This is a genomic window from Mesorhizobium sp. A623 (genome assembly GCF_054489405.1).
In genome coordinates this window covers 1-20,426 of the sequence record NZ_JBTMXB010000037.1, presented here as the reverse complement: position 1 = coordinate 20,426, position 20,426 = coordinate 1, and the positions used below count along the sequence as shown (strand labels likewise).

Genomic DNA, 20,426 nt, shown 5'->3' with positions numbered 1-20,426 from the left:
TTCGGACAAGATCATGCTCAAGCGAGCAGATGGCAACTCTAGGAAGCGGTCAGGCCGCAGCCTTTAGCGCGCGCGAAGCCTTGCGGACGGGAATGCGCACCGAAACGATCGTCCCGGTTCCCTCCGTCGAGCGGATTTTCAGAGCGCCGCCGTGCAGTTCCGCCAGCGAGCGCGAGATGGCCAGGCCAAGGCCGGAGCCCGCATGGTTCTTGGAGAACTGGTTTTGCACCTGCTCGAACGGTCGTCCAAGCTTGCCCAATGCCGTTTTCGGGATGCCGCAGCCATTGTCTTCGATGGTCAGCGTCAGCGCGCCGGAGGCGTTGCGCGCCCGCACCGTTATGTGCCCACCCTGGCCCGTGAATTTTACCGCATTCGACAACAGGTTGATGACGATCTGCTTGATGGCGCGCCGGTCTGCGACCAACGTCATGGTATCGGCGATGCGGGTTTCGACGGTGATCGATTTTTCCGCCGCCTGCAGGGAAATCACACGAACGGTTTCGCGGATGAGCGGGCAAAGATCGATCTCTTCGCTCTCCATGGAGAACTGGCCGGCCTCGATCTTGGACATGTCCAGAATGTCGTTGATGACCCCGAGGAGATACTTGCCGCTCGAATTGATGTCGGTTGCGTATTCATCGTAGCGTTCCGAGCCGAGCGGGCCGAATAGCGCCTGCTCCATCAGTTCGGAAAAGCCGATGATGGCGTTGAGCGGCGTGCGCAGTTCGTGCGACATGTTGGCGAGGAATTCCGACTTGGCCTGATTGGCGGCTTCGGCCCGCTCCTTTTCCTTCATGTATTTCCTGTTCAGTTCCACGAGTTCGCGCGAGCGCTCCTCTTCGGAGCGGCGTGCGAGGCTGAGATCGTGGATGGTCGCCATGAGCCGGCGCTCGCTGTCGACCAGCTTTTCCTGATGCTGCTTGATCTGGGTGATGTCGGAGCCGACCGACACCATGCCGGCGTCTCGCGTGCGAAGCTCGTTGACTTGCAACCAGCGCCCGTCCGCCAATTGCCGCTCATAAGTGGCGCCGCCGCGCGGCCCGTGGACATTGGCCAGCCGCCGCTCGGAGGCGAAAGCCACCATCTTTTCCTCCAGGGTGGCGCGCAAGGCGCCGGGCATGACGTCGCGGTCGGACAGGCCATTGTCCTGCTGGTATTTGGAATTGCACATGATGAGGCGCTGGGACGAATCCCACAGAACGAAGGATTCGTTGATATTTTCGATGGCCGTCCGCAGGCGCAAATCCGCCGCCTCCGAGCGCATGGCCAGATGGCGCTGCTCGCTGACGTCGACGGCGATGCCGATCAGTTGCAGTTCCGGCGCTTCCGGATCGACGACATGGGCGCGGGCGCGCATCCATACCCACTGGCCGTCGGCATGGCGCATGCGGAACACTTGATCGATGTGATCGATTTCCCGGCTCACGATCCGCTTGGCGAGATCGAACAGGTCGCCGTCTTCCGGATGGATGATATCGTCGACTTCGCCGAACGACAGCATGCTGTCGCAGGGTTTGTAGCCGAGCATGTCGTACATGGAGCGCGACCAGTACATCTTGCCGCGCACCATGTCCCAATCCCACAGGCCGCAGCGGCCCCGCACCAGCGCCATATCGATGCGCTGATGCGCTTCGAGATAGATGCGGTCGGCGGCTTCCGCACGCGTGACCTGGCTGAAATAAGCGTAGAGGATGACCATCAACACGCCGGCCGTCAGCACGAACAGCAGCACGTTCAACGAAACGGTCTTGCGCCATTCGGCAAAGACGGCTTCCAGCGGAACAAGCACCGCGACCGCGCCGGCGTGCCCTTCCTTCAGCTTGACCGCGGCATACCAGTCCTGCGCACCGATCTTGACGTTCATGACGCCGGCACGCTCGCCGAAAAGGAAAAGCGCCTGCCCGCCGGATACGATCCGGTCGAGCGACCGCCCTTGCCACTCGCCGGCCTGCGACGTAACGGCGGTGACCTTGAACGAACCGTCCATGACCACCAGCACGTGATCCCTGCTGACTGCCCCTTGGCGCGCAATTCGCTCGACGAGGTTTTTCGCGCCGCCGGCTTCGTCGACATCGCTGTTCGCCAATTCGCTGGCCGAGAGCGCGAGAATGGAGTTTGCGTTGCGCGCCACCTCGTCGTGCAAGTTCATCAGCGACATGACGCGCAGGGCCGCGACGACAATCAGGAAGGTGATGATGAGCGTGGGGATCAGCCGGCGCAGCAGCGGCTCGGCCGCCAGCAGTTTGCGATAGGCAGGTTCGGCGATCAGCCGCATATTGCCGATAAGACGCCCCTTGCCCGGCGCGTTGCGCCGCTCAAAACGTGTCCCCCCGGGCGCGCCCCACGCGTCCGCCTTGGCCATGAAATGGCTCTCCCCGAAATCTAGCTGTCCCACGATCCGGCAACGCCGCACGCCCGAATCGTCACTAAAGAATCAAAGGTGATTCGCCTTGTCTAGGGGCGCGGCCAAAAAAGATTAAAAATTGACTAAAATAGCGTGATTTAGCCGACCGAAGGCCCGATATGGCGAGGCAAAGGGCCCGGTAATGGCCTTCTATGCCAAAGTGCGCTCGACGATGTCCCTTAAATCCGCCGACAGGTTTTCGGCATTGGCGATCGAAAGCAGGGCAGCGCGCGCCTTTTCCTGCCGCACTGGCTCCAGCGAGCGCCACGACCGCAGGGCGGTCGCAAGGCGCGCGGCCATTTGCGGATTGCGCTTTTCGACATCGAGCACCGTTTCGGTGAAGAGCCGGTAGCCTTCGCCGTCGGCGCGGTGGAAACCGGTCTGGTTGGCACCGGAAAACGTGCCGACCAGCGAGCGCAGGCGGTTTGGATTGGTCATCGAAAAGGCGGGGTGGGCAGTCAGCGCCCGCACGCTCTCCACGGCCTGCGGTCCCGGCACGCTGGCCTGGATCTGGAACCATTTGTCCATGACCAGCGGATCGGACGCATAGCGTTTCTCGAAGGCGGCAAGCGCCTCTGTCGCCTCGGGCGAACCATGGTGGCGGTGCGCCAGCACGGTGAGGGCTGCGGCCCGGTCCGTCATGTTGGTCGCGCCGTGGAAATGGCCGAGCGCCAGCTTCGTCCCGCCCGGAAGCAGCGCCAAATAGTCGAGCAGCACGTTGCGCAGCGCGCGGCGTCCGGCGTCTTGCGCGCTGGCACTGAATGCGCCCTTGTCGTGCAGGCTCTCGTAGAGCCGGGCAAAGATCGCCTCATTCTCTCGGGCTACCGCCAGCGCCAGCGCATCGCGACTGGCGAGAATGGCGTCCGGGTCGATGTTCTTGCCTATGTCGCGGGCGATATCGGCTTCGCCGGGCAGCGTGAGCGCCAACGCCCGATAGGCATTCTCCAGCGCCTCATTGCCGGCGATCTTGCCCGCGAGGCCCGTCAGGCGACCGGCAAAGGCAGGCTTCTTGCCGCCGAGTATCTGGCGGAACGCCCCGATCAGCGCATCGGTCAGCAGCGTGTTGAAGGCCTGCCAGCGCGAGAAGGGATCACTGTCATTGCCGGCGAGGAAGAACTTGTCGTCGGCGCTTTGTTCCACCGAAAGCGTGATGGGTGCTGAAAAACCGCGATTGAGCGAGACGGCGGGCCGTTCCGTCAGGCCGGAAAAGCGAACCGTATGATGGCGCTTGCGCACATGGATGACGCCGTTTTCGACGGTGGCGCCTTCGACGGCCGAGTAGCTCAAATCCTGCCCGTTCTGGCCGACCAGGCCGAAGGCCAGCGGAATGTGCATCAGCCGCTTGCGGCTTTCCAGCGGTGTCGGCGGCACCGATTGCTCGATTTCGAGGACGAATTGCTGCGCGGCGGGATTGTAGGTCGAACCGACCGTGACATTGGGCGTGCCGGCCTGATGATACCAGAGCCCGAACTGCGACAGGTCGCGCCCGGAGACGTCCTCGAAAACCTTGATGAAATCCTCGATCGTTGCGGCTTCGCCGTCATGGCGCAGGAAATACAGGTCCATGCCCTGCCGGAACGTCTCCGGCCCGAGGATGATGCGGATCATGCGCACGACCTCCGAGCCTTTCTCGTAGACGGTTGCCGTGTAGAAATTGTTGATCTCGCGGTAGCGGCGCGGCCGCACCGGATGCGCCAGCGGCCCCTGGTCTTCCGGGAACTGATGGGCGCGCAGCGTGCGCACCTCGGCGATGCGCTTGACCGCGCGCGAGCGCTGGTCGGCCGAAAATTCATGGTCGCGGAAAACCGTCAGCCCTTCCTTCAGGCAAAGCTGGAACCAGTCGCGGCAAGTGATTCTGTTGCCTGTCCAATTGTGGAAATATTCATGCGCGATGATCGCCTCGATATTGGCGAAATCGGCGTCTGTCGCCGTCTCGCGGTCGGCCAGCACGTATTTGTCGTTGAAGACGTTGAGGCCCTTGTTCTCCATCGCGCCCATGTTGAAATCCGACACGGCGACGATGTTGAAGACATCGAGATCGTATTCGCAGCCGAACGTTTCCTCGTCCCATTTCATCGACCGCTTCAGCGCGTCCATGGCGTAGGAAGCGAGTTTCTCCTTACCGTGCTCGACATAGATGCCGAGTTCGACCGTCTTGCCCGACAAGGTGACGAAGCGGTCACCGACATGGCCGAGATCGCCGGCGACGAGCGCGAAAAGATAGGACGGCTTGGGGAAGGGGTCATGCCAGACGGCATAGTGCCAGCCGTCTTCGAGATCGCCGCTCTCGACCGGATTGCCGTTGGACAGGAGCAGCGGCGCTTCGCTTTTCAACGCCTCGATGCGCACCGTATAGACCGAAAGAATGTCCGGGCGGTCGAGAAAATAGGTGATCCGCCGGAAGCCTTCCGCTTCGCATTGCGTGCAATAGACGCCGCCTGAGCGGTAAAGACCCATCAGGGTTTCGTTTTGCGAGGGAGCGAGCCGGGTTTCCAGCAGAACCGTGAAACGCTGTGCCTCCGGCAGCCTGGAGATGGTAAGGTCTTCCGGCGTTGCCGCGTAGTCCTGAGGCGCCACCGCCACGCCATCGATTTCGACGCGCAGCAGCAGCATCGGTCCGTCGCCATGCAGCACGAGCGGAACGGATGGCGCAACACCGTCGCGCCGCTCGACCGTGAGGCGCGCAACGACGCTGGTCTTGTCGGGCGAAAGCCGGAACGTCAGGTCTGTCTGCGGAATCAGATAGTCGCTTGGACGATAGTCCTCCAGCTTGAAGACCTGGCCGATATCAGTACGCATGCGGTAGTTTCCCGGTAATGTCAGACATCTGCGGGCGGTCCCGCTGGTCCAACAAACTCGACGTTCGCGCTCTTTACACGAAACCGCCCCTCGACAAAACTCCAGCGCCGCTTATTTGAGGACCTCGTTCTCCAAACATCGCGAGGCCACCATGACCATCGTCACACCGAAGTTCGGAATGGGTGCTTCCGTGCGCCGTGTGGAAGACCAGGCCTTCATCAAGGGGCAGGGTCGCTACACCGACGATGTGCAGCCGCAGGGCACGCTGCATGGCTATGTGCTGCGTTCGCCGATCGCCAAGGCGACTTTCAAGGTACGCTCCATTGAGGCTGCGAAATCGGCGCCCGGCGTACGTCTTGTCCTGACGGGCGGCGATCTTGCTCATTTGGGCGACCTCAAATCTGCCGCGATGCCGAAACAGCCAGACGGGACGACCGCTCCGACGCGCGACATCCCGATCCTGTGCCGCGACCGCGTCAACTATGTCGGCGACGCCGTTGCCTTCGTCGTTGCCGAAAGCCGTGCCTTGGCGCAGGACGCAGCCGAACTGATCGAGATCGACTATGATGGCGAGGACGCCGCGTCCGGCACGGCGACCGCGCTCGACCCGCAAACCCCGCTGGTGTGGCCGGAATTGGGGTCCAACCGCGCATTCAGCCATCATCTCGGCGACAAGACCCGGACCGATGCCGCCTTCGCGCGCGCCGCTCGTGTCACGCGCATCGAATTCACCAATAACCGCCTTATCTGCAACTACATTGAGGCCCGCGCCGCCATCGGCGAATGGGCCGACGACCGCTTCGTGCTGACCACGGGTTCGCAAGGCGTGCATTCCATGCAGACGATACTGGCCGGGGTGTTCGGGATCGACAAGGCGAAGCTGCGCGTCATCACCCCGGATGTCGGCGGCGGCTTTGGCACGAAAGCCTTCGTCTATCGGGAATATGCGCTTGTCCTGGAGGCGGCGCGGCGATTGGGAAAGCCGGTGAAATGGACCGGCGACCGCACCGAGCACTTCCTGACCGACGCGCAAGGCCGCGACAATGCCGTCAAGGCCGAGATGGCGATGGACAAGGACGGCCGGTTCCTTGGTTTGAGGATCGACCTTGCCGCCAATATGGGAGCCTACATATCGCAATACGGGCCAATGATCCCGGTCATCGGCGTTACCATGACCACCGGCCTCTATGACATCGAAGCCATCGACGTCTCCGTGACCGGCGTCTATACCAACACCTGCCCGGTCGATGCCTATCGCGGCGCTGGCCGCCCGGAAGCAGCGCTCCTGCTGGAAAAGCTGGTGGATGCCTGCGCCCGCGATCTCGGCCTGTCGGCAGACGAGATACGCCGCCGCAACTTCATTCGCCCGAACCAACTGCCCTACCGCACCCAGACCGGCCGTTTATACGACACGGGCGAGTTCGAGGGACACATGAACCTCGCCATGGAGCGTGCGGAATGGAATCAGTTTTCCGAGCGCCTGGCGCACTCGAAAGCGCAGGGGAAAATCCGCGGCATCGGCATGGCGACCTATATCGAGGCCTGCGCCTTTCCCGGTTCCGAGCCTGCCTTCGTCGAACTGAACGGTGACGGCACCGTGACCCTCAAGATCGGCACGCAAACCAACGGGCAGGGCCATGCCACGGCCTATGCGCAGTTCATCTCGGAAAAGCTCGATCTCGCCATCGACAGGATCCACGTTCGCCAGGGCGACACCGACGAATTGAAAGCCGGCGGCGGCACCGGCGGGTCGCGTTCCATTCCGTTGGGCGGCGTCTCGGCTTCGCGCGCCGGCGAAGACCTTGCCGAAAAGATCAAGCGCATCGCCGCCGACGAACTGGAAGCCTCCGCCGGCGACATCGAGCTGGCGGACGGCGTCGCCCGCATTGTCGGTACCGACCGCGTGATCGATTTTGCCGCCATTGCCAAGGCCGCGAAGGCGCCCGAGGATTTGAAGGGGTTTGGCGAATTCGTGCAGGACGAATGCACCTATCCGAACGGCACGCATATCTGCGAGGTCGAGATCGACCCCGATACCGGCGGCACGGAAATTGTCCGCTATACGGTGGTCGACGATTTCGGCGTCACCGTAAATCCCATGCTGCTGGCGGGCCAGGTCCATGGCGGCGTGGTGCAGGGCATCGGCCAGGCCTTGAGCGAGGGGGCTGTCTATGGCGACGACGGCCAGTTGTTGACCGCGAGTTTCATGGATTACGCCATGCCTCGTGCCGACCAGCTTCCGTTTTTCCACTTCGAGACGCGCAACGTGCCTTCCACAACCAATGCGCTTGGCATAAAGGGTGCAGGCGAGGCCGGCACGATCGGCTCCACGCCGGCAGCCCTTAACGCGGTGACAGACGCGCTTTATCGCGCCTATGGCATAGGGCATATCGAGATGCCGACGACGCCGTCGCGCATCTGGGCAGCGATTGGGGATTCGAAGGCAAATTGACAGAACGCATTGCCCCCGGTGCAGGGGGCGCACTTACGGCAATCGCGTTCAAGATCATGTCCGTGACGATCTTTGTCGTCATGTCGTCGCTCATCAAGGCCGTCGGCACGGTGCCGGCCGGTCAGATCGTGTTCTTCCGCTCCTTCTTCGCCATTTTTCCGATCCTGCTGTTCCTCGGCTTCAAGCGCGAATTGCGCACCGCCCTCGTGACCAAGCGCCCGATGGGCCACGTTGCGCGTGGCGTGATCGGGGTCTGTTCCATGGGGTTCACGTTTTTTGCATTGACCCGCCTTCCGCTACCCGACGCGATCACCCTGAATTATGCGCAGCCGCTGCTCATTGTCGTGTTCAGTTCGCTGTTTCTCGGCGAGCAGATACGCATCTACCGTTGGAGCGCCGTCGCGGTCGGCCTCGTCGGCGTGCTCATCATCTCATGGCCGGAACTGACCTTGCTCGGATCCGGATCTGCGATGGACGACCAGGAAGTGCTGGGGGTCATGGCGGCGTTGGCCGGCGCTGGCTGCTCAGCCGTTGTTGCCATCCTCGTGCGCAGCCTGGTCTATAGCGAAAAGACCGCTACCATCGTCCTTTGGTTTTCCCTGATGGCGAGCGTGCTGTCGCTGCTGTCGCTGCCTTTCGGGTGGCAGATGCTCACGCCGACCCAGGCGGCGCTGCTGGTCGGGTCCGGCTTTTGTGGCGGCATCGCGCAGATATTCATGACGACCGCCTACCGTCACGCGGAGGTATCGACCGTGGCGCCATTCGAATACACCTCGATGATCCTGGCCATCGCGGTCGGCTACGTCGTCTTTGGCGATGTGCCGACCCTCTACATGCTGGTCGGCGGCCTCATCGTCGTTGCGGCGGGCATCTTCATTATCCTGCGCGAGCGCCAGCTTGGCCTTGAGCGCACGCGCGCCCGCAAGGCGACTTCGCTGCAAGGCTGATCAGCATCGGGCCGAAAAGTGGTTACCGGTTTTCGGTAAACCCGATGCTCAACAAAGAGATAGATCGCCACTATGCGTCCGTCAGGATTGCACGGCGATCTATTCGGGCGTGGAAGGGTCGGCAAGCCTTGCCTTCACTTCCAGGAAGTCGCGCCATGCCAGCTTCTTGTGGTTTGGCGCGCGCAGCAGATAGGCCGGATGCAGCGTCGGCATCGCCGGAATGATCGCGCCGGAAGCCATCCTGTAACTGCGCCAGTTTCCCCTCAGCCGCAATATCCCCTCATGCGTATCGAGCAGCGTCTTCGCAGACGCGCCGCCCAGATGCACGAGCACTTGCGGATTGACCAGTTCGATCTGCCTCTCGATGAAGGGCCGGCAAATCTGCGTCTCATGCGGGGTTGGCGTGCGGTTGCCCGGCGGCCGCCAGGGGATCACGTTGGCGATATAGACCGAGGTGCGGTCAAGGCCGATGGCCGCCAGCATCCGGTCGAGCAACTGCCCGGATCGTCCGACGAAGGGACGGCCTTCAATATCCTCGTCGCGCCCCGGCGCCTCGCCCACCAGCATGAGCTTTGCCTGTGGGTTGCCGTCGGCGAAAACCGTGTTTTTCGCGGTGAATTTCAGGTTGCACCCGTCAAAGCCCGCCACCGCTTCCCGCAATTCGTCCAGCGTCGCGGCCGCGGCCGCCAGTTCGCGCGCCAGCCCGGCCTGCGCTTCGTCGGGCACGCTGGCCTGGGCGGGCGAAGGTCTTGGCGGTTGCTCCGGGGCTTCTCGGGCAGGTGCTGCGCGTTGCACCGGTTCCGCCAATGCGGGCAGGGCTGTAGCGGCCGGCCTCGGCTGTTGAGCGGCAGGCTTGGCCAGCCGGTTGACAGGCTCCTCGTTCAACGGTTCGTCGACGCCGGCGTCGGCATAAAACGCCAGCAGTTCGCGCAAAGCCGATCGATTGTTCAGGAGGGAAGGGTTCATGCTGCATTTTCGGCCGGCAGCAGCCGATTTGCAAGTTCAGGTGGAGGGAATACGCGGGTCCTGCACCAGATAGAAGGCCCAGCGCGGCGTGTAATCGGTAATCAGGAACTCGAAGGCGACCGATTTCAGCGGATCGACATGGCCGGTCTTGAACAGCAGGCGGTCATAGGGTTCGAAGTCGCGGTCGAATTCCGCGAAATTACTCGAAACGATGTTCGTCGGATTTTTGTTGCGCTGGTCGAAGGAAAGCCCGTCGCCGAACACACTTGGCCGGCCAAGGATTTCCTGCAATTCGAATTCGAATTCTGTCCAGGCGAGGCCGCTATTGTTGAGCGCTTCGACACGCAGGTAGAGGATGCCGTTGGCGTAATAGCCGGACGCGTCGAAAGGGCGAATGGGCCTGGTGGTGCGGATGGTCAGCGTCACCGGCGTCGCCGAATTCAATTCTTCCGAAATGACGACCGGGTCGGCATGCGTACCTGCGCCGGCAATGCCAATTATGCGGAAGCCGCCCAACTCGTCGGAAAAGCTGTAGGGACCTGCCTGCCAGACCTTTTGCTGTGCGTCGGCCGGAGCGGGGAACAGCACAAGCGGGAGCAGGAAAGCCAGCACTGCCCCGCAATTCAGGCCGGGCGTGGTTGGCAAGCGCGTCGAGGCAAGGCGGACAAACCCGTGGTTGCGCATGCGCCGAGTATGGCCGAACATGGCGAACCCGGATAGAGGGCCAAGGCTGCGCGCCCGTGCCGCTGTTGGAAATGGGCATTGTTGTGGCTGTGCCGGTTTCCCGTGGCCGTTTGATGCGCTATGGAGCGCATCAAACGGCAAGATGCGCATCAGGCAAGCCAGTGCGGAGGGATTTATGAGCGACATTGAACGCGAGAGCATGGAATTCGACGTGGTCATCGTCGGTGCCGGGCCAGCCGGCCTGTCGGCCGCGATCCGGCTCAAGCAGGTAAACCCCGATCTGTCCGTGGTCGTGCTCGAAAAGGGCGGCGAGGTCGGCGCTCATATCCTCTCCGGCGCGGTCGTCGACCCGATCGGCATCGACCGGCTTTTGCCCGGCTGGCGCGAAGAGGGCGACCATCCGTTCAAGACCCCGGTGAGCGCCGACCATTTCCTCGTGCTCGGGCCGGCAGGTTCGGTGCGCCTGCCCAATTTCATGATGCCGCCGCTGATGAACAATCACGGCAACTACATCGTCTCGCTGGGCAACGTCTCGCGCTGGCTGGCTTCCAAGGCGGAAGCGCTGGGCGTCGAGATTTATCCGGGCTTTGCCGCCGTCGAACTGCTCTATGACGACAAGGGCGCGGTCACCGGCGTCGTCACCGGCGACATGGGCGTCGAAAAGGACGGCACGCACGGACCGGCCTACGCGCCGGGCATGGCGCTGATGGGCAAATATGTGCTGATCGGCGAGGGCGCGCGCGGGTCGCTGGCCAAGCAATTAATCGCAAAATTCAATCTTTCCGAAGGCCGCGAGCCCGGAAAATACGGCATCGGCCTCAAGGAATTGTGGCAGGTCAAGCCGGAGAACCACAAGCTCGGCCTGGTCCAGCATTCGTTCGGCTGGCCGCTCGACATGAAGACCGGCGGCGGCTCGTTCCTTTACCATCTTGAAGACAACATGGTGGCGGTCGGCTTCGTCGTGCATCTCAACTACAAGAACCCGTGGCTGGCGCCGTTCGAGGAATTCCAGCGCTTCAAGACGCACCCCGCCATCAAGGGCACGTTCGAGGGCGGCAAGCGGCTCGGCTACGGCGCGCGCGCCATCACCGAAGGCGGCTGGCAGTCGGTGCCGAAACTGTCCTTCCCCGGCGGCGCGCTGATCGGCTGTTCGGCAGGTCTCGTCAACGTGCCGCGCATCAAGGGGTCGCACAACGCGGTGCTGTCGGGCATGCTGGCGGCCGAGCATGTGGCGGAAGCAATTGCATCCGGCCGCGCCAATGACGAGCTTTCGTCCTACGAAGCCGCGTGGCGCGGCACGGCCATCGGCAAGGATCTGAAGCGGGTCCGCAACGTCAAGCCGCTGTGGTCGCGCTTCGGCACCATCGCCGGCGTGGCGGTCGGCGGGCTGGATATGTGGCTGAACACGCTGCTCGGCTTCTCGCCCTTCGGCACAATGAAGCACGGCAAGACCGATGCCGCTTCGCTCGAGCCGGCGTCGAAGCACAAGAAGATAGCCTACCCGAAGCCGGATGGCGTCTTGACCTTCGACCGCTTGTCCTCAGTGTTCCTGTCCAACACCAACCATGAGGAAAACGAGCCGGTTCACTTGCTGGTCGCCGACATGGATTTGCAGAAGCGTTCTGAGCACGACGTCTTCGCCGGTCCTTCGACGCGCTATTGCCCGGCTGGCGTCTATGAGTGGGTGGATGCAGACGGCAATGCCGCCGCCGATCCGTCCGCCAAGGATGTGCGCTTCGTCATCAACGCGCAGAACTGCGTCCACTGCAAGACGTGCGACATCAAGGACCCCAACCAGAATATCACCTGGGTGCCGCCACAAGGCGGCGAAGGCCCGGTCTATCAGAACATGTGAGCATGATCCCGAAAAGTGGACACCTGTTTTCGGACGAGATCATGCTCAACTAAGAAATAGTCCTATAGCCGGCGCGGAAAAATCGAGGCGGTCGCGGTTTCGGGGCCGTCCTCCGGCTGGCCGGGTTGGGGCTGCAGCGAAAAGTCGACCAGAACCGGAAGATGGTCCGAGCCGGTATTCTCCAGCCGCTTGGCCGAGTGGATCAGGACGGCGCCCTTGCTGAAAACCTGGTCGATGGGCAGGCCGGCAAAGCGCAGGAAGTCCGGCAGTTTTATCTGTTGCCAGGTCGGCCCGACCGATTGCATCACCTTCAGCCCGCCCGCTTTGGCGAGGCGCTGGACGGTGGCGCTCCACGGCACGGCGTTGCAATCGCCCGCCATAAGCGCCGTCTTCCCCAGCAGGCCAACGGGTTTCTCCATTTCGCCGACCTGCCATTGCTGTTCGAAAGGCCATGGCCAGCCGACATGGATGGCGGCGACATCGACCGGGGTGCCGCCAAAATCCACACTTGCGATGGCCAGCGCGCCGCCGCTATAGCAGCGCGGCTCGGTCCCGGCCGAGAACGACCTTCGGGATAGGATGGCGACGCCGAATATCCTGTTGGGGTAGGGGCAGACGATCCGATACGGATAGGCGTTGGCCAACAGGTCGAGCTTGCCTTTCCACATGGTGGATACTTCGTCGAGCGTCACCACGTCGGGCTGGATGCGGCCGACCAGCGACAGCACCTTTTCGGGCGTCGCATTGTCGAAGCGCAAATTCATCTGCAGCAGCCGATAGGTGGCGCGGTCGTCGGGGCTAGGCTCGAAGCCGGCCTGGACCGGGGAAAGCCAGGGCAGCGACAGGGCGTTCGAGGTGGTGGAGAAGGCGCCAAGCGCGACGACCAGAACCGCAATCGCCTCCAGCCGCGCCGATGTGAACAGGAGCGGCAGCGCGCATAGCGCCAGCAGCACGGACAGATGTACGCGGAAATGCGAAAAGGAATCGAGCGCCTGGTGCCATTCGCCGAAAAAGCCCAGCACAAGTGGTAGCGTCAGCGCCACGGCCGCGCAAAACAGAACAGTTTGATAGGTGACGGCGAACCGGCGCATGCAAGGATTGCCCGAAAATGCAATTCGTGGAAGGTGAAGCCTGTCACGCATATCTTTCGCACGAAAATGCGGCAAAGCCGGGGGATTAATGAAATATCGTAAACGGTTCGGCCTTCCGGTGCTTGTGCTTGGCTTTGGCCTGCTGGCTCAGGGCGCCCGCGCGGAAGGGCAATTTGTCGAGCGGATCGATGCCTATGCCATCACCGGTACGTCCGGCGCCGAACTCTACGCCTCGATTGGTGAGCATGGCCCACTTGTAGGCAACGGCGTTCGCACCATCGCGCACACCAATTTCAAGCTGACCTGGACGCGGAAATACGAGCCGAGAGGCAATGCCTGCACGCTGGCGTCCGCCCGCCCGAAGCTGATCGTCACCTACACCCTGCCGCAACCCTCGGGCAAACTGCCGGCGGCGTTGCAAAGGCGCTGGGCTATTTTCATCGACGGCATCCGCCGCCATGAAAAGGTGCATGGCGACCATATCCGGGCGATGGTCGCGCAGATCGAGCAGACGACGATCGGTGTGACGGTTCAAAACGATCCGAAATGCAGGAAGATCAGGGAGGAGATCAAGGTGCCGCTTTCGCAGGCCTCTCTCGCCCAGCGGCAGCAAAGCCGCGACTTCGACCGCGTTGAGATGGGCGAGGGCGGCAACATCCGCCGCCTCGTGCTCGAACTGGTGAACGGACGTTAGGACGGGACCTGCTACTGAAAGGCAGTCTCCGAAAAGCTGCGCAGCTTGCGCGAATGCAGCCGCTCCATCGGCATCTCGGCCAGCTTTTCCATTGCCCGGATACCGATGGTCAGGTGTTGCGCCACCTGGCGCTTGTAGAATTCGGTGGCCATTCCGGGCAGCTTGAGTTCGCCGTGCAGCGGCTTGTCGGAAACGCACAGCAGCGTGCCGTAGGGCACGCGGAAGCGGAAGCCGTTGGCGGCGATGGTGGCCGATTCCATGTCGAGCGCGATCGCGCGCGACTGCGACAGGCGCTGCACCGGGCCTCGCTGGTCGCGCAGCTCCCAGTTGCGGTTGTCGATGGTGGCAACCGTTCCGGTGCGCATGATGCGCTTGAGGTCGTAGCCGGAAAGCCCGGTCACCTCCTGCACCGCCTCTTCTAGAGCCACCTGGATCTCGGCCAGCGGCGGGATCGGCACCCACACCGGCAGGTCGTCGTCCAGAACGTGGTCCTCGCGCACATAGGCATGCGCCAGCACATAGTCGCCGAGCGCCTGCGTGTTGCGCAGGCCCGCGCAATGGCCGAGCATCAGCCAGGCATGCGGGCGCAGCACTGCGATATGGTCGGTGATCGTCTTGGCGTTGGAGGGGCCGACGCCGATATTGACCATGGTGATGCCGCCATGGTTCGGCTTCTTCAAATGATAGGCCGGCATCTGCGGCAAGCGTATCGCGGCGCTGTCTTCCGAGGGGCTCTCTCCCGCCAGCGTCACCAGATTGCCCGGCCCGACGAACTCCGTGTAGCCTTCGCCGCCTCTGGCCATGAGGTCGCGCGCGCGCGCCGCGAATTCGTCGATATAGACCTGATAGTTGGTGAACAGGACGAAGTTTTGGAAATGCTGCGGGCTGGTCGCCGTATAGTGGGAAAGCCGGTGAAGCGAGTAGTCGACGCGCTGCGCGGTGAACGGCGCCAGCGGCCTTGCCTCGCCCAGCGCCACCTCGAACGTGCCGTTGGCGATCTGGTCGTCGGTGCCGTCGAGGTCCGGCACGTCGAACAGGTCGCGGATCGGCCGCTTGATGCGCTCGGCAGCCGATCCGTCGACATGGGTGCCTTCGAGAAAGGCGAAATGCAGCGGAATGGGCGTATGCGATTCCGACACAGTTACCGGCACGCCGTGGTTGCGCATGATCAGCTGAAGCTGTTCCACCAGATAGGTACGAAACAGGTCGGGGCGCGTCACCGTGGTTGAGAAATTGCCGGGCGTCGGCATATGCCCGTAGGCTTGGCGTGAATCGACATGGCCAAACGAGGTGGTGGTCACCCCAACCTGCGGATAAAAGGCGCGGTAACGCCGGGAATTGTCGCCGCCATCGGCCAGCGCCGAAAAGGAATCGCGCAGGAAGCTGGTGTTGCGAAAGTAGAGCTTTTCCAGCGCTGCTACGGCTTCCCCGGCATCGGTGAAGTTTTGCGGGGCGAAAGGCTCCGGCGTAACGATGGAACCGATGGCCTTGGGGTAGATTCGATTTTCCATGGCCCACTATATAGATGTTTGCGGGGCGTGGGAGAGTGGGCGGGCCACCCAAGCCGATAAAACCCCGGCTTTATTTCAGCCGCGCCGCAAACTGACCAGAAGCACGAAACCGGCGCCGCTGCCCTTGCGCACCGTTGGCGCGTCGATGGTCGCCCCGTTGTCCGCGCGCATGAGCGGAACCGCCAGGACGGGCGCCGCAAGCGCCAGCAGGATCAGCGCGGTGCGCGGCAGTAGCCGCAGGATTGTTGCGATATTGGCGGTTGAGCGGGTCATGATCGGTACGGCTCAGCGGTTGAAATGGCTTGAGCACAAGCCGCCGCCGCACAGGCCGCTGTCCATGTCGTGCCAGGTGCGCGGCTGGCGGTCCGCCTGCGCGACGAGGACGGCGAACGCCATGCCGAACAGCGTCGTCAGCAGGCAAACGATGGTAAAGCGGCGGGCGAGCATGGCGGGCGTCTCCTTCATGCAAGGAGATTGCGCCCGGCCGGCTGAACCGGCACTGATGCCCGCATTCATCTGCCGTTCAAATTTATTGACAATGCTTTGTACCGGCTGCCGCTTGCGCCAGCGCCGCACCGGCTTACCTGTTGGGGGAACCCATCGCAGGAGAACCCGGCATGCCATCGCAGACTGTACCGATCGAACTTTACTATTGGCCAACCCCGAACGGCCACAAGATCTCGATCATGCTGGAGGAATTGGGCGTTCCCTACGTGGTAAAGTACGTCAACATCGGCAAGGGCGAGCAGTTCGAGCCTTCGTTCCTGAAAATATCGCCCAACAATCGCATGCCGGCGATTATCGACCCGGAAGGTCCTGCCGCTGACGGGCGATGGAAGGGAAAGCCGATTTCCGTCTTCGAATCCGGCGCGATCCTTCAATATCTTGGCCGAAAGTTCGGCAAATTCTACTCAGTGGATGAGCGCCAGCGGGTGGAAGTCGACCAGTGGCTGTTCTGGCAGATGGGCGGGCTTGGGCCGATGGCGGGGCAGGCGCATCATTTTCGGCAATATGCGCCGGAAAAGATCGCCTACGGCATCGACCGCTATACCAACGAGGTCAATCGGCTCTATGGCGTCTTGAACAGGCGTCTGGCAGACAGGGAATTTCTGGCCGGTGATTATTCGATCGCCGATATGGCCTCGTTCCCCTGGACCCGTTCTTACAAGAACCAGGGTCAGGACCTCGATGATTTTCCGAACATGAAACGCTGGTTCGAGGCGATTGCAGCTCGCCCGGCCGTCGTGCGGGGTGTCGAGATCGGCCAGGAACACCGCCGCAACCTGGCCGACGACAAGGAAGCGCAAAAGGTGCTGTTCGGCCAGAAGGCGAGATAGAGCGAATAGGGAATGGCGAATAGGGGAGAAGCGTTTGCTTTTCCCCTATCGCCAGACGATCCCCTCGCTACTCGCTACTCGCTACTCGCTACTCGCTACTCGCTACTCGCTACTCGCTACTCGCTACTCGCTACAGCTTCTTCCACGTCTGGCTCTCGCACAGGACGGCGAGCACGCAGCCGGTCATCTTTAGCGAACTGCCTGAAAGCTTTGCGCTGCCGGAATAGGTCTTGCCGTTCGAGGGCTTGGTGATCGAGCCGGTATAGGCATCGGCGCCGCTTGTCTTCATCGTGCCGATCGATTTGCCCGCATACTTGCCCGTCGTCAGTTTGATGCAGAACGATCCGCCGCAGGAACTGATCGCGGCCGTGTCGCCGTCCTTGGTTTTCCAGTTGCCCTCGATCGGGTCCGCAAGGGCCGCGCCGGTCAGGATCCCCGACACCATGAATGTGGCTGCAAGTGCCATGCTGGCTTTGGCAAACATCGAGAAGTCCTCCCTGTGAACCACGGTGGCGGCTCCTGCGCCGCCGTTCGTGCGTTAGAGGAAAGCTAGGCCAGCCTTATTCAAAACAAAAGTGGTGCCGCTGCGTAAGAACGGCAGCTTTTTTTGAGGGCCCCAGCCAAGGTTCAGCCCGAAATTTCATGGATTGCCATTTGGCCGATCATTTCCGTGGTTAGCGAAGTGTTGACCGGCAGGCGTCGGATTTTCATCGAATTTGAAACGAATCCGCATAAATGCGGGGTTTGTATCCTTAACGGTTTCTCACGTTTACCTCTTGTTTTAGCTTTGTTTTCTCCAAATTAAGCACGCCATTTAACGACGGATTCAAGCCTCGGCCTCATGCTTCGAAGCATCGGAAGAGCAAGCCCCCAGCCGAATTAAACGGACAAGCGGAGGCGGCTCTCGGGACAGAGACAGGGGATTGAAATGGCACGTTTTGAAATGCAGGAAGCCGGCTTCGGCGTCATGGGGGCAACTGCCCAGGCCGACATCCTTTTCGAGTTGGGCATGATGTATGCCACGGGCCGCGATTGCGCGACCGATATGGTGGCGGCTCACAAATGGTTCAACATCGCCGCGATCAAGGGTTCCACGCGAGCCGCCGGCCTGCGCTCGGAACTGTCGGCGACCATGTCCAAGATCGAGATCGCCCGCGCGCTTCGCGAAGCCCGCGAATGGATGACGATGCACTGAGTTATACGACGGACTGACAGGGCAAGGCTTCGGATCAACGCCGCACAAGACGGCGTGACCGGAAACAAGAATGCGGCACCCATAAGAGGCAAAGCCGCACGCACGACAGGGACGGCGAGGGGATTTCGTGGCGCGGGGCAATTGCTCCGGCTCGTAGGGGATCACTCGACAGGCAAAGCCGCGACCGGCCGGAACAAGGCCGGCACGGCTTTTGCCATTTATGCGGCGTTATCAAGAACAAGCGGCAGTTGCCTGACTCAATCACACCCTCTGGACAGAACCGTTGAAGAATGGAATTGTCGCCGCCATTCTGGGTAAGGCGTTGCCGTGTGGCAGCGTCCAATGGGAGGTTTCAGATGAAAAAAACGGGAATTCTGAGCGCAACGCTGTTCGGCCTTGCGATGGGCGTGTCCATGGCTCACGCCGACGACATCACCATCGCGGTGGCCGGTCCGATGACGGGACAGCTCGCCACCATCGGCGACCAGTTCAAGCAGGGTGCGCAGGCCGCCGCCGACGCAATCAACGCCGCGGGCGGGGTCGACGGCCGCCAGATCAAGCTTTCGATGGAAGACGACGTCTGCGATCCGAAGCAGGCTGTCTCGGTGGCCAACCGCATCGTCGCCGACGGTATCAAGTTCGTTGACGGCCACGCCTGTTCCGGCTCCAGCATCCCGGCATCCGCCGTCTATGCCGAAGCCGGCGTGCTGATGATGAGCCCGGCTTCCTCCAACCCGGTCATGACGGACGACGCAGCCGCCAAGGGTTGGAACACCATCATGCGCCTCTACACCCGCGACGACGCGCAAGGCGCATTCATCGGCCCATGGATCGCCAAGAAATATGCCGGCAAGAACGTCGTCGTCCTGCACGACAAGAGCGCATACGGCCAGGGCATCGCCGATGCTGTCCGCAAGACGATGGGCGAAAATGGCCTGAAAGAGGTCATGTATGAAGGCATCAATGCGGGTGAAAAGGACTATTCGGCCCTGATTACCAAGCTGAAGGAACTCAAGACCGATGTCGTCTATTTCGGCGGCTATCACCCGGAAGCCGGCCTGATCATGCGCCAGGCTGCCGAGCAGAACCTGAAGTTCCAGCTCATCATGCCCGATTCCATTGCATCGCCGGAATTCTGGCAGGTTGCCGGCCCGGCCGGCGAGGGCACCATGTTCGTGTTCCCGTCCGATCCGCAGGCCAAGCCGGAGGCGAAGGCGGCGATCGAGAAGATCAAGGCCGGCGGCTTCGTGCCGGAGGGCTTCACGCTGTTCTCCTACGCCACCATCCAGGCGATCGCGCAAGGCATCCAGCGCGCCGGCAGCGACGATCCGGCAAAGGTTGCCGAAGCGCTGAAGGACGGCAAGCCGATCGACACCGTGGTCGGCCCCGTCACCTTCGACAAGAAGGGCGACCTGATGAACGCCAGCTACGACATCAACCAGTGGCACGACGGCAAATACGCCCCCATTGCGCAGTAAGAAGCCGCTATCTGATGTTGAAATATCCTCAGATCTTACCGTCAAGTCCCAGTTGATGGTACTTGTGCATGATCTTGTCCTGGTTCTCCAGCAGCCAGTCGATCGACGGCTCGTTGCTCAGCGCCTTGCGGATGGCTTCGGTCGTGCCCTTGCGGTGCAGGTCGAACAGGATCTTGTGATCGAGGTTGTTGTCGTCGACCACGCTGGGCGCCAGCCATACCGAGCAGATGATGCCGAGGTCGTTGGCCTTTTCTTTCGGGATGATGCCGGCGCGAACCGCGTCGAGAACGCCGTTGGCGATGGCGAACTGGACCGTGCCCATCAGGATGTTGGTGTAGCGCGTGCTCTTGACCGTCACCTTGGACACGCAAAGCGTCACCGGGCGCACCATGATGTCGGTGTTGAGCAGCGCAAAGACGCGCGTATGACCGGCGACCTGGTCGCCGACGAGGGTGGCAAGGGCCGTGCCGACGGGACCGTCGAGTTCGCCGATCACGATTTCCGGTTCGGCTGCGGTTCCGGGAGGTCCACCGGCGATCAAGGCTTCGCCGGTGCGCATAACGATACGATTGCTCATTCGAATTCCTTCCAACTGGAAATTTGTGGATGCGGCCGCCCCTGCCGCCGCACGTCCGGGGCATCCTGAAAGAGCGCCCCCATGGATGCTACCCATTCGGGCCGGCGCAAGCGACTGTGACATAGGGGCACTGGCCGTCTGTCGTGCGTCCTTCGAGGCTCGCTCCGCTCGCACCTCAGGATGAGGGAGGTTATGGCGTTTCTACTGGGCGGAGATATTTGCGCAACGGCCCCGCTTCCTTCGAGGCTCGCTGCGCTCGCACCTCTGGATGAAGGAGGTTGTGGCGTTTCTTCTGAACAGGGAGGCTTGAGCAACGATCCTCGCCCTGCGGCGTGGACAGAACTCTACCTCCCTCATCCTGATAGGCGACCTCAAAAAGGATTGAGTGATTTCAGCCAGTTGTGATTCCTTCGGATTTGCAAAGATTCGATGGAGA

The 20,426-nt window shown here is 62.0% G+C and carries 17 protein-coding genes; 7 read left to right on the top strand and 10 right to left on the bottom strand.

Going from position 1 to position 20,426, the window contains the following annotated elements:
• Window positions 1–49 precede the first annotated feature (49 nt).
• Together ACX3P1_RS23725 and pepN are read right to left on the bottom strand one after the other, a co-directional pair.
• Complete coding sequence (locus tag ACX3P1_RS23725; protein ID WP_459082042.1) at window positions 50–2,362, bottom strand: PAS domain-containing sensor histidine kinase; 2,313 nt, start codon at window positions 2,360–2,362, stop codon at window positions 50–52.
• Between the two features lie 192 nt (window positions 2,363–2,554).
• Window positions 2,555–5,203 carry an aminopeptidase N gene (gene pepN / locus ACX3P1_RS23720; protein ID WP_459082041.1) on the bottom strand — a complete coding sequence of 883 codons (2,649 nt, stop codon included), beginning with the start codon at window positions 5,201–5,203 and terminating at the stop codon, window positions 2,555–2,557.
• 151 nt (window positions 5,204–5,354) lie between these two features.
• Here pepN and ACX3P1_RS23715 point away from each other — a divergent pair, with 151 nt between their 5' ends.
• Entirely contained in the window at window positions 5,355–7,655 is a 2,301-nt protein-coding gene (locus ACX3P1_RS23715; protein ID WP_459082040.1) for a xanthine dehydrogenase family protein molybdopterin-binding subunit, read from the top strand.
• A complete protein-coding gene (locus ACX3P1_RS23710) occupies window positions 7,652–8,602 on the top strand; it encodes a DMT family transporter (protein WP_459082039.1) in 951 nt (316 codons plus the stop codon). The genes ACX3P1_RS23715 and ACX3P1_RS23710 overlap by 4 nt, the downstream gene beginning before the upstream one ends.
• A gap of 99 nt (window positions 8,603–8,701) precedes the next feature.
• Here the strand turns inward: ACX3P1_RS23710 and ACX3P1_RS23705 are convergent, their stop codons facing one another.
• A complete protein-coding gene (locus ACX3P1_RS23705) occupies window positions 8,702–9,568 on the bottom strand; it encodes a uracil-DNA glycosylase (protein WP_459082038.1) in 867 nt (288 codons plus the stop codon).
• 36 nt (window positions 9,569–9,604) lie between these two features.
• The gene (locus ACX3P1_RS23700; RefSeq protein WP_459082057.1) at window positions 9,605–10,252 is read right to left on the bottom strand and encodes a hypothetical protein; all 648 of its coding nucleotides are present in this window, start codon (window positions 10,250–10,252) and stop codon (window positions 9,605–9,607) included.
• A gap of 175 nt (window positions 10,253–10,427) precedes the next feature.
• On the opposite strand from ACX3P1_RS23700, the gene ACX3P1_RS23695 reads away from it, so the two are divergent.
• Window positions 10,428–12,107, top strand: coding sequence for an electron transfer flavoprotein-ubiquinone oxidoreductase (locus ACX3P1_RS23695; protein ID WP_459082037.1), 1,680 nt, complete (start codon window positions 10,428–10,430; stop codon window positions 12,105–12,107).
• A gap of 62 nt (window positions 12,108–12,169) precedes the next feature.
• On the opposite strand, the gene ACX3P1_RS23690 is transcribed toward ACX3P1_RS23695, so the two are convergent.
• Entirely contained in the window at window positions 12,170–13,198 is a 1,029-nt protein-coding gene (locus ACX3P1_RS23690; RefSeq protein WP_459082036.1) for an endonuclease/exonuclease/phosphatase family protein, read from the bottom strand.
• Window positions 13,199–13,286: 88 nt separating this feature from the next.
• Here ACX3P1_RS23690 and ACX3P1_RS23685 point away from each other — a divergent pair, with 88 nt between their 5' ends.
• Window positions 13,287–13,892, top strand: a complete 606-nt coding sequence (locus ACX3P1_RS23685) for a DUF922 domain-containing Zn-dependent protease (RefSeq protein WP_459082035.1) — start codon at window positions 13,287–13,289, stop codon at window positions 13,890–13,892.
• Between the two features lie 11 nt (window positions 13,893–13,903).
• Here the strand turns inward: ACX3P1_RS23685 and ACX3P1_RS23680 are convergent, their stop codons facing one another.
• The 3 genes from ACX3P1_RS23680 to ACX3P1_RS23670 form a co-directional block, all read right to left on the bottom strand.
• A complete protein-coding gene (locus ACX3P1_RS23680; protein WP_459082034.1) occupies window positions 13,904–15,403 on the bottom strand; it encodes an AMP nucleosidase in 1,500 nt (499 codons plus the stop codon).
• A gap of 75 nt (window positions 15,404–15,478) precedes the next feature.
• A complete protein-coding gene (locus tag ACX3P1_RS23675) occupies window positions 15,479–15,676 on the bottom strand; it encodes a hypothetical protein (RefSeq protein ID WP_459082033.1) in 198 nt (65 codons plus the stop codon).
• Between the two features lie 12 nt (window positions 15,677–15,688).
• Entirely contained in the window at window positions 15,689–15,979 is a 291-nt protein-coding gene (locus ACX3P1_RS23670) for a hypothetical protein (RefSeq protein WP_459082059.1), read from the bottom strand.
• A gap of 41 nt (window positions 15,980–16,020) precedes the next feature.
• On the opposite strand from ACX3P1_RS23670, the gene ACX3P1_RS23665 reads away from it, so the two are divergent.
• Window positions 16,021–16,740 carry a glutathione S-transferase N-terminal domain-containing protein gene (locus tag ACX3P1_RS23665; protein ID WP_459082032.1) on the top strand — a complete coding sequence of 240 codons (720 nt, stop codon included), beginning with the start codon at window positions 16,021–16,023 and terminating at the stop codon, window positions 16,738–16,740.
• A gap of 130 nt (window positions 16,741–16,870) precedes the next feature.
• Here the strand turns inward: ACX3P1_RS23665 and ACX3P1_RS23660 are convergent, their stop codons facing one another.
• The gene (locus ACX3P1_RS23660) at window positions 16,871–17,224 is read right to left on the bottom strand and encodes a DUF2147 domain-containing protein (protein WP_459082031.1); all 354 of its coding nucleotides are present in this window, start codon (window positions 17,222–17,224) and stop codon (window positions 16,871–16,873) included.
• A 444-nt stretch (window positions 17,225–17,668) separates the two neighbouring features.
• Between ACX3P1_RS23660 and ACX3P1_RS23655 the strand changes: the two genes are divergently transcribed.
• Both ACX3P1_RS23655 and ACX3P1_RS23650 read left to right on the top strand, forming a co-directional pair.
• Window positions 17,669–17,935 (top strand): sel1 repeat family protein, encoded by a 267-nt coding sequence (locus ACX3P1_RS23655; protein ID WP_459082030.1) that lies wholly within the window; start codon window positions 17,669–17,671, stop codon window positions 17,933–17,935.
• A gap of 356 nt (window positions 17,936–18,291) precedes the next feature.
• A complete protein-coding gene (locus ACX3P1_RS23650) occupies window positions 18,292–19,413 on the top strand; it encodes an ABC transporter substrate-binding protein (protein ID WP_459082029.1) in 1,122 nt (373 codons plus the stop codon).
• A gap of 28 nt (window positions 19,414–19,441) precedes the next feature.
• On the opposite strand, the gene fae is transcribed toward ACX3P1_RS23650, so the two are convergent.
• Window positions 19,442–19,990 (bottom strand): formaldehyde-activating enzyme, encoded by a 549-nt coding sequence (gene fae, locus ACX3P1_RS23645; RefSeq protein WP_459082028.1) that lies wholly within the window; start codon window positions 19,988–19,990, stop codon window positions 19,442–19,444.
• Window positions 19,991–20,426 lie beyond the last annotated feature (436 nt).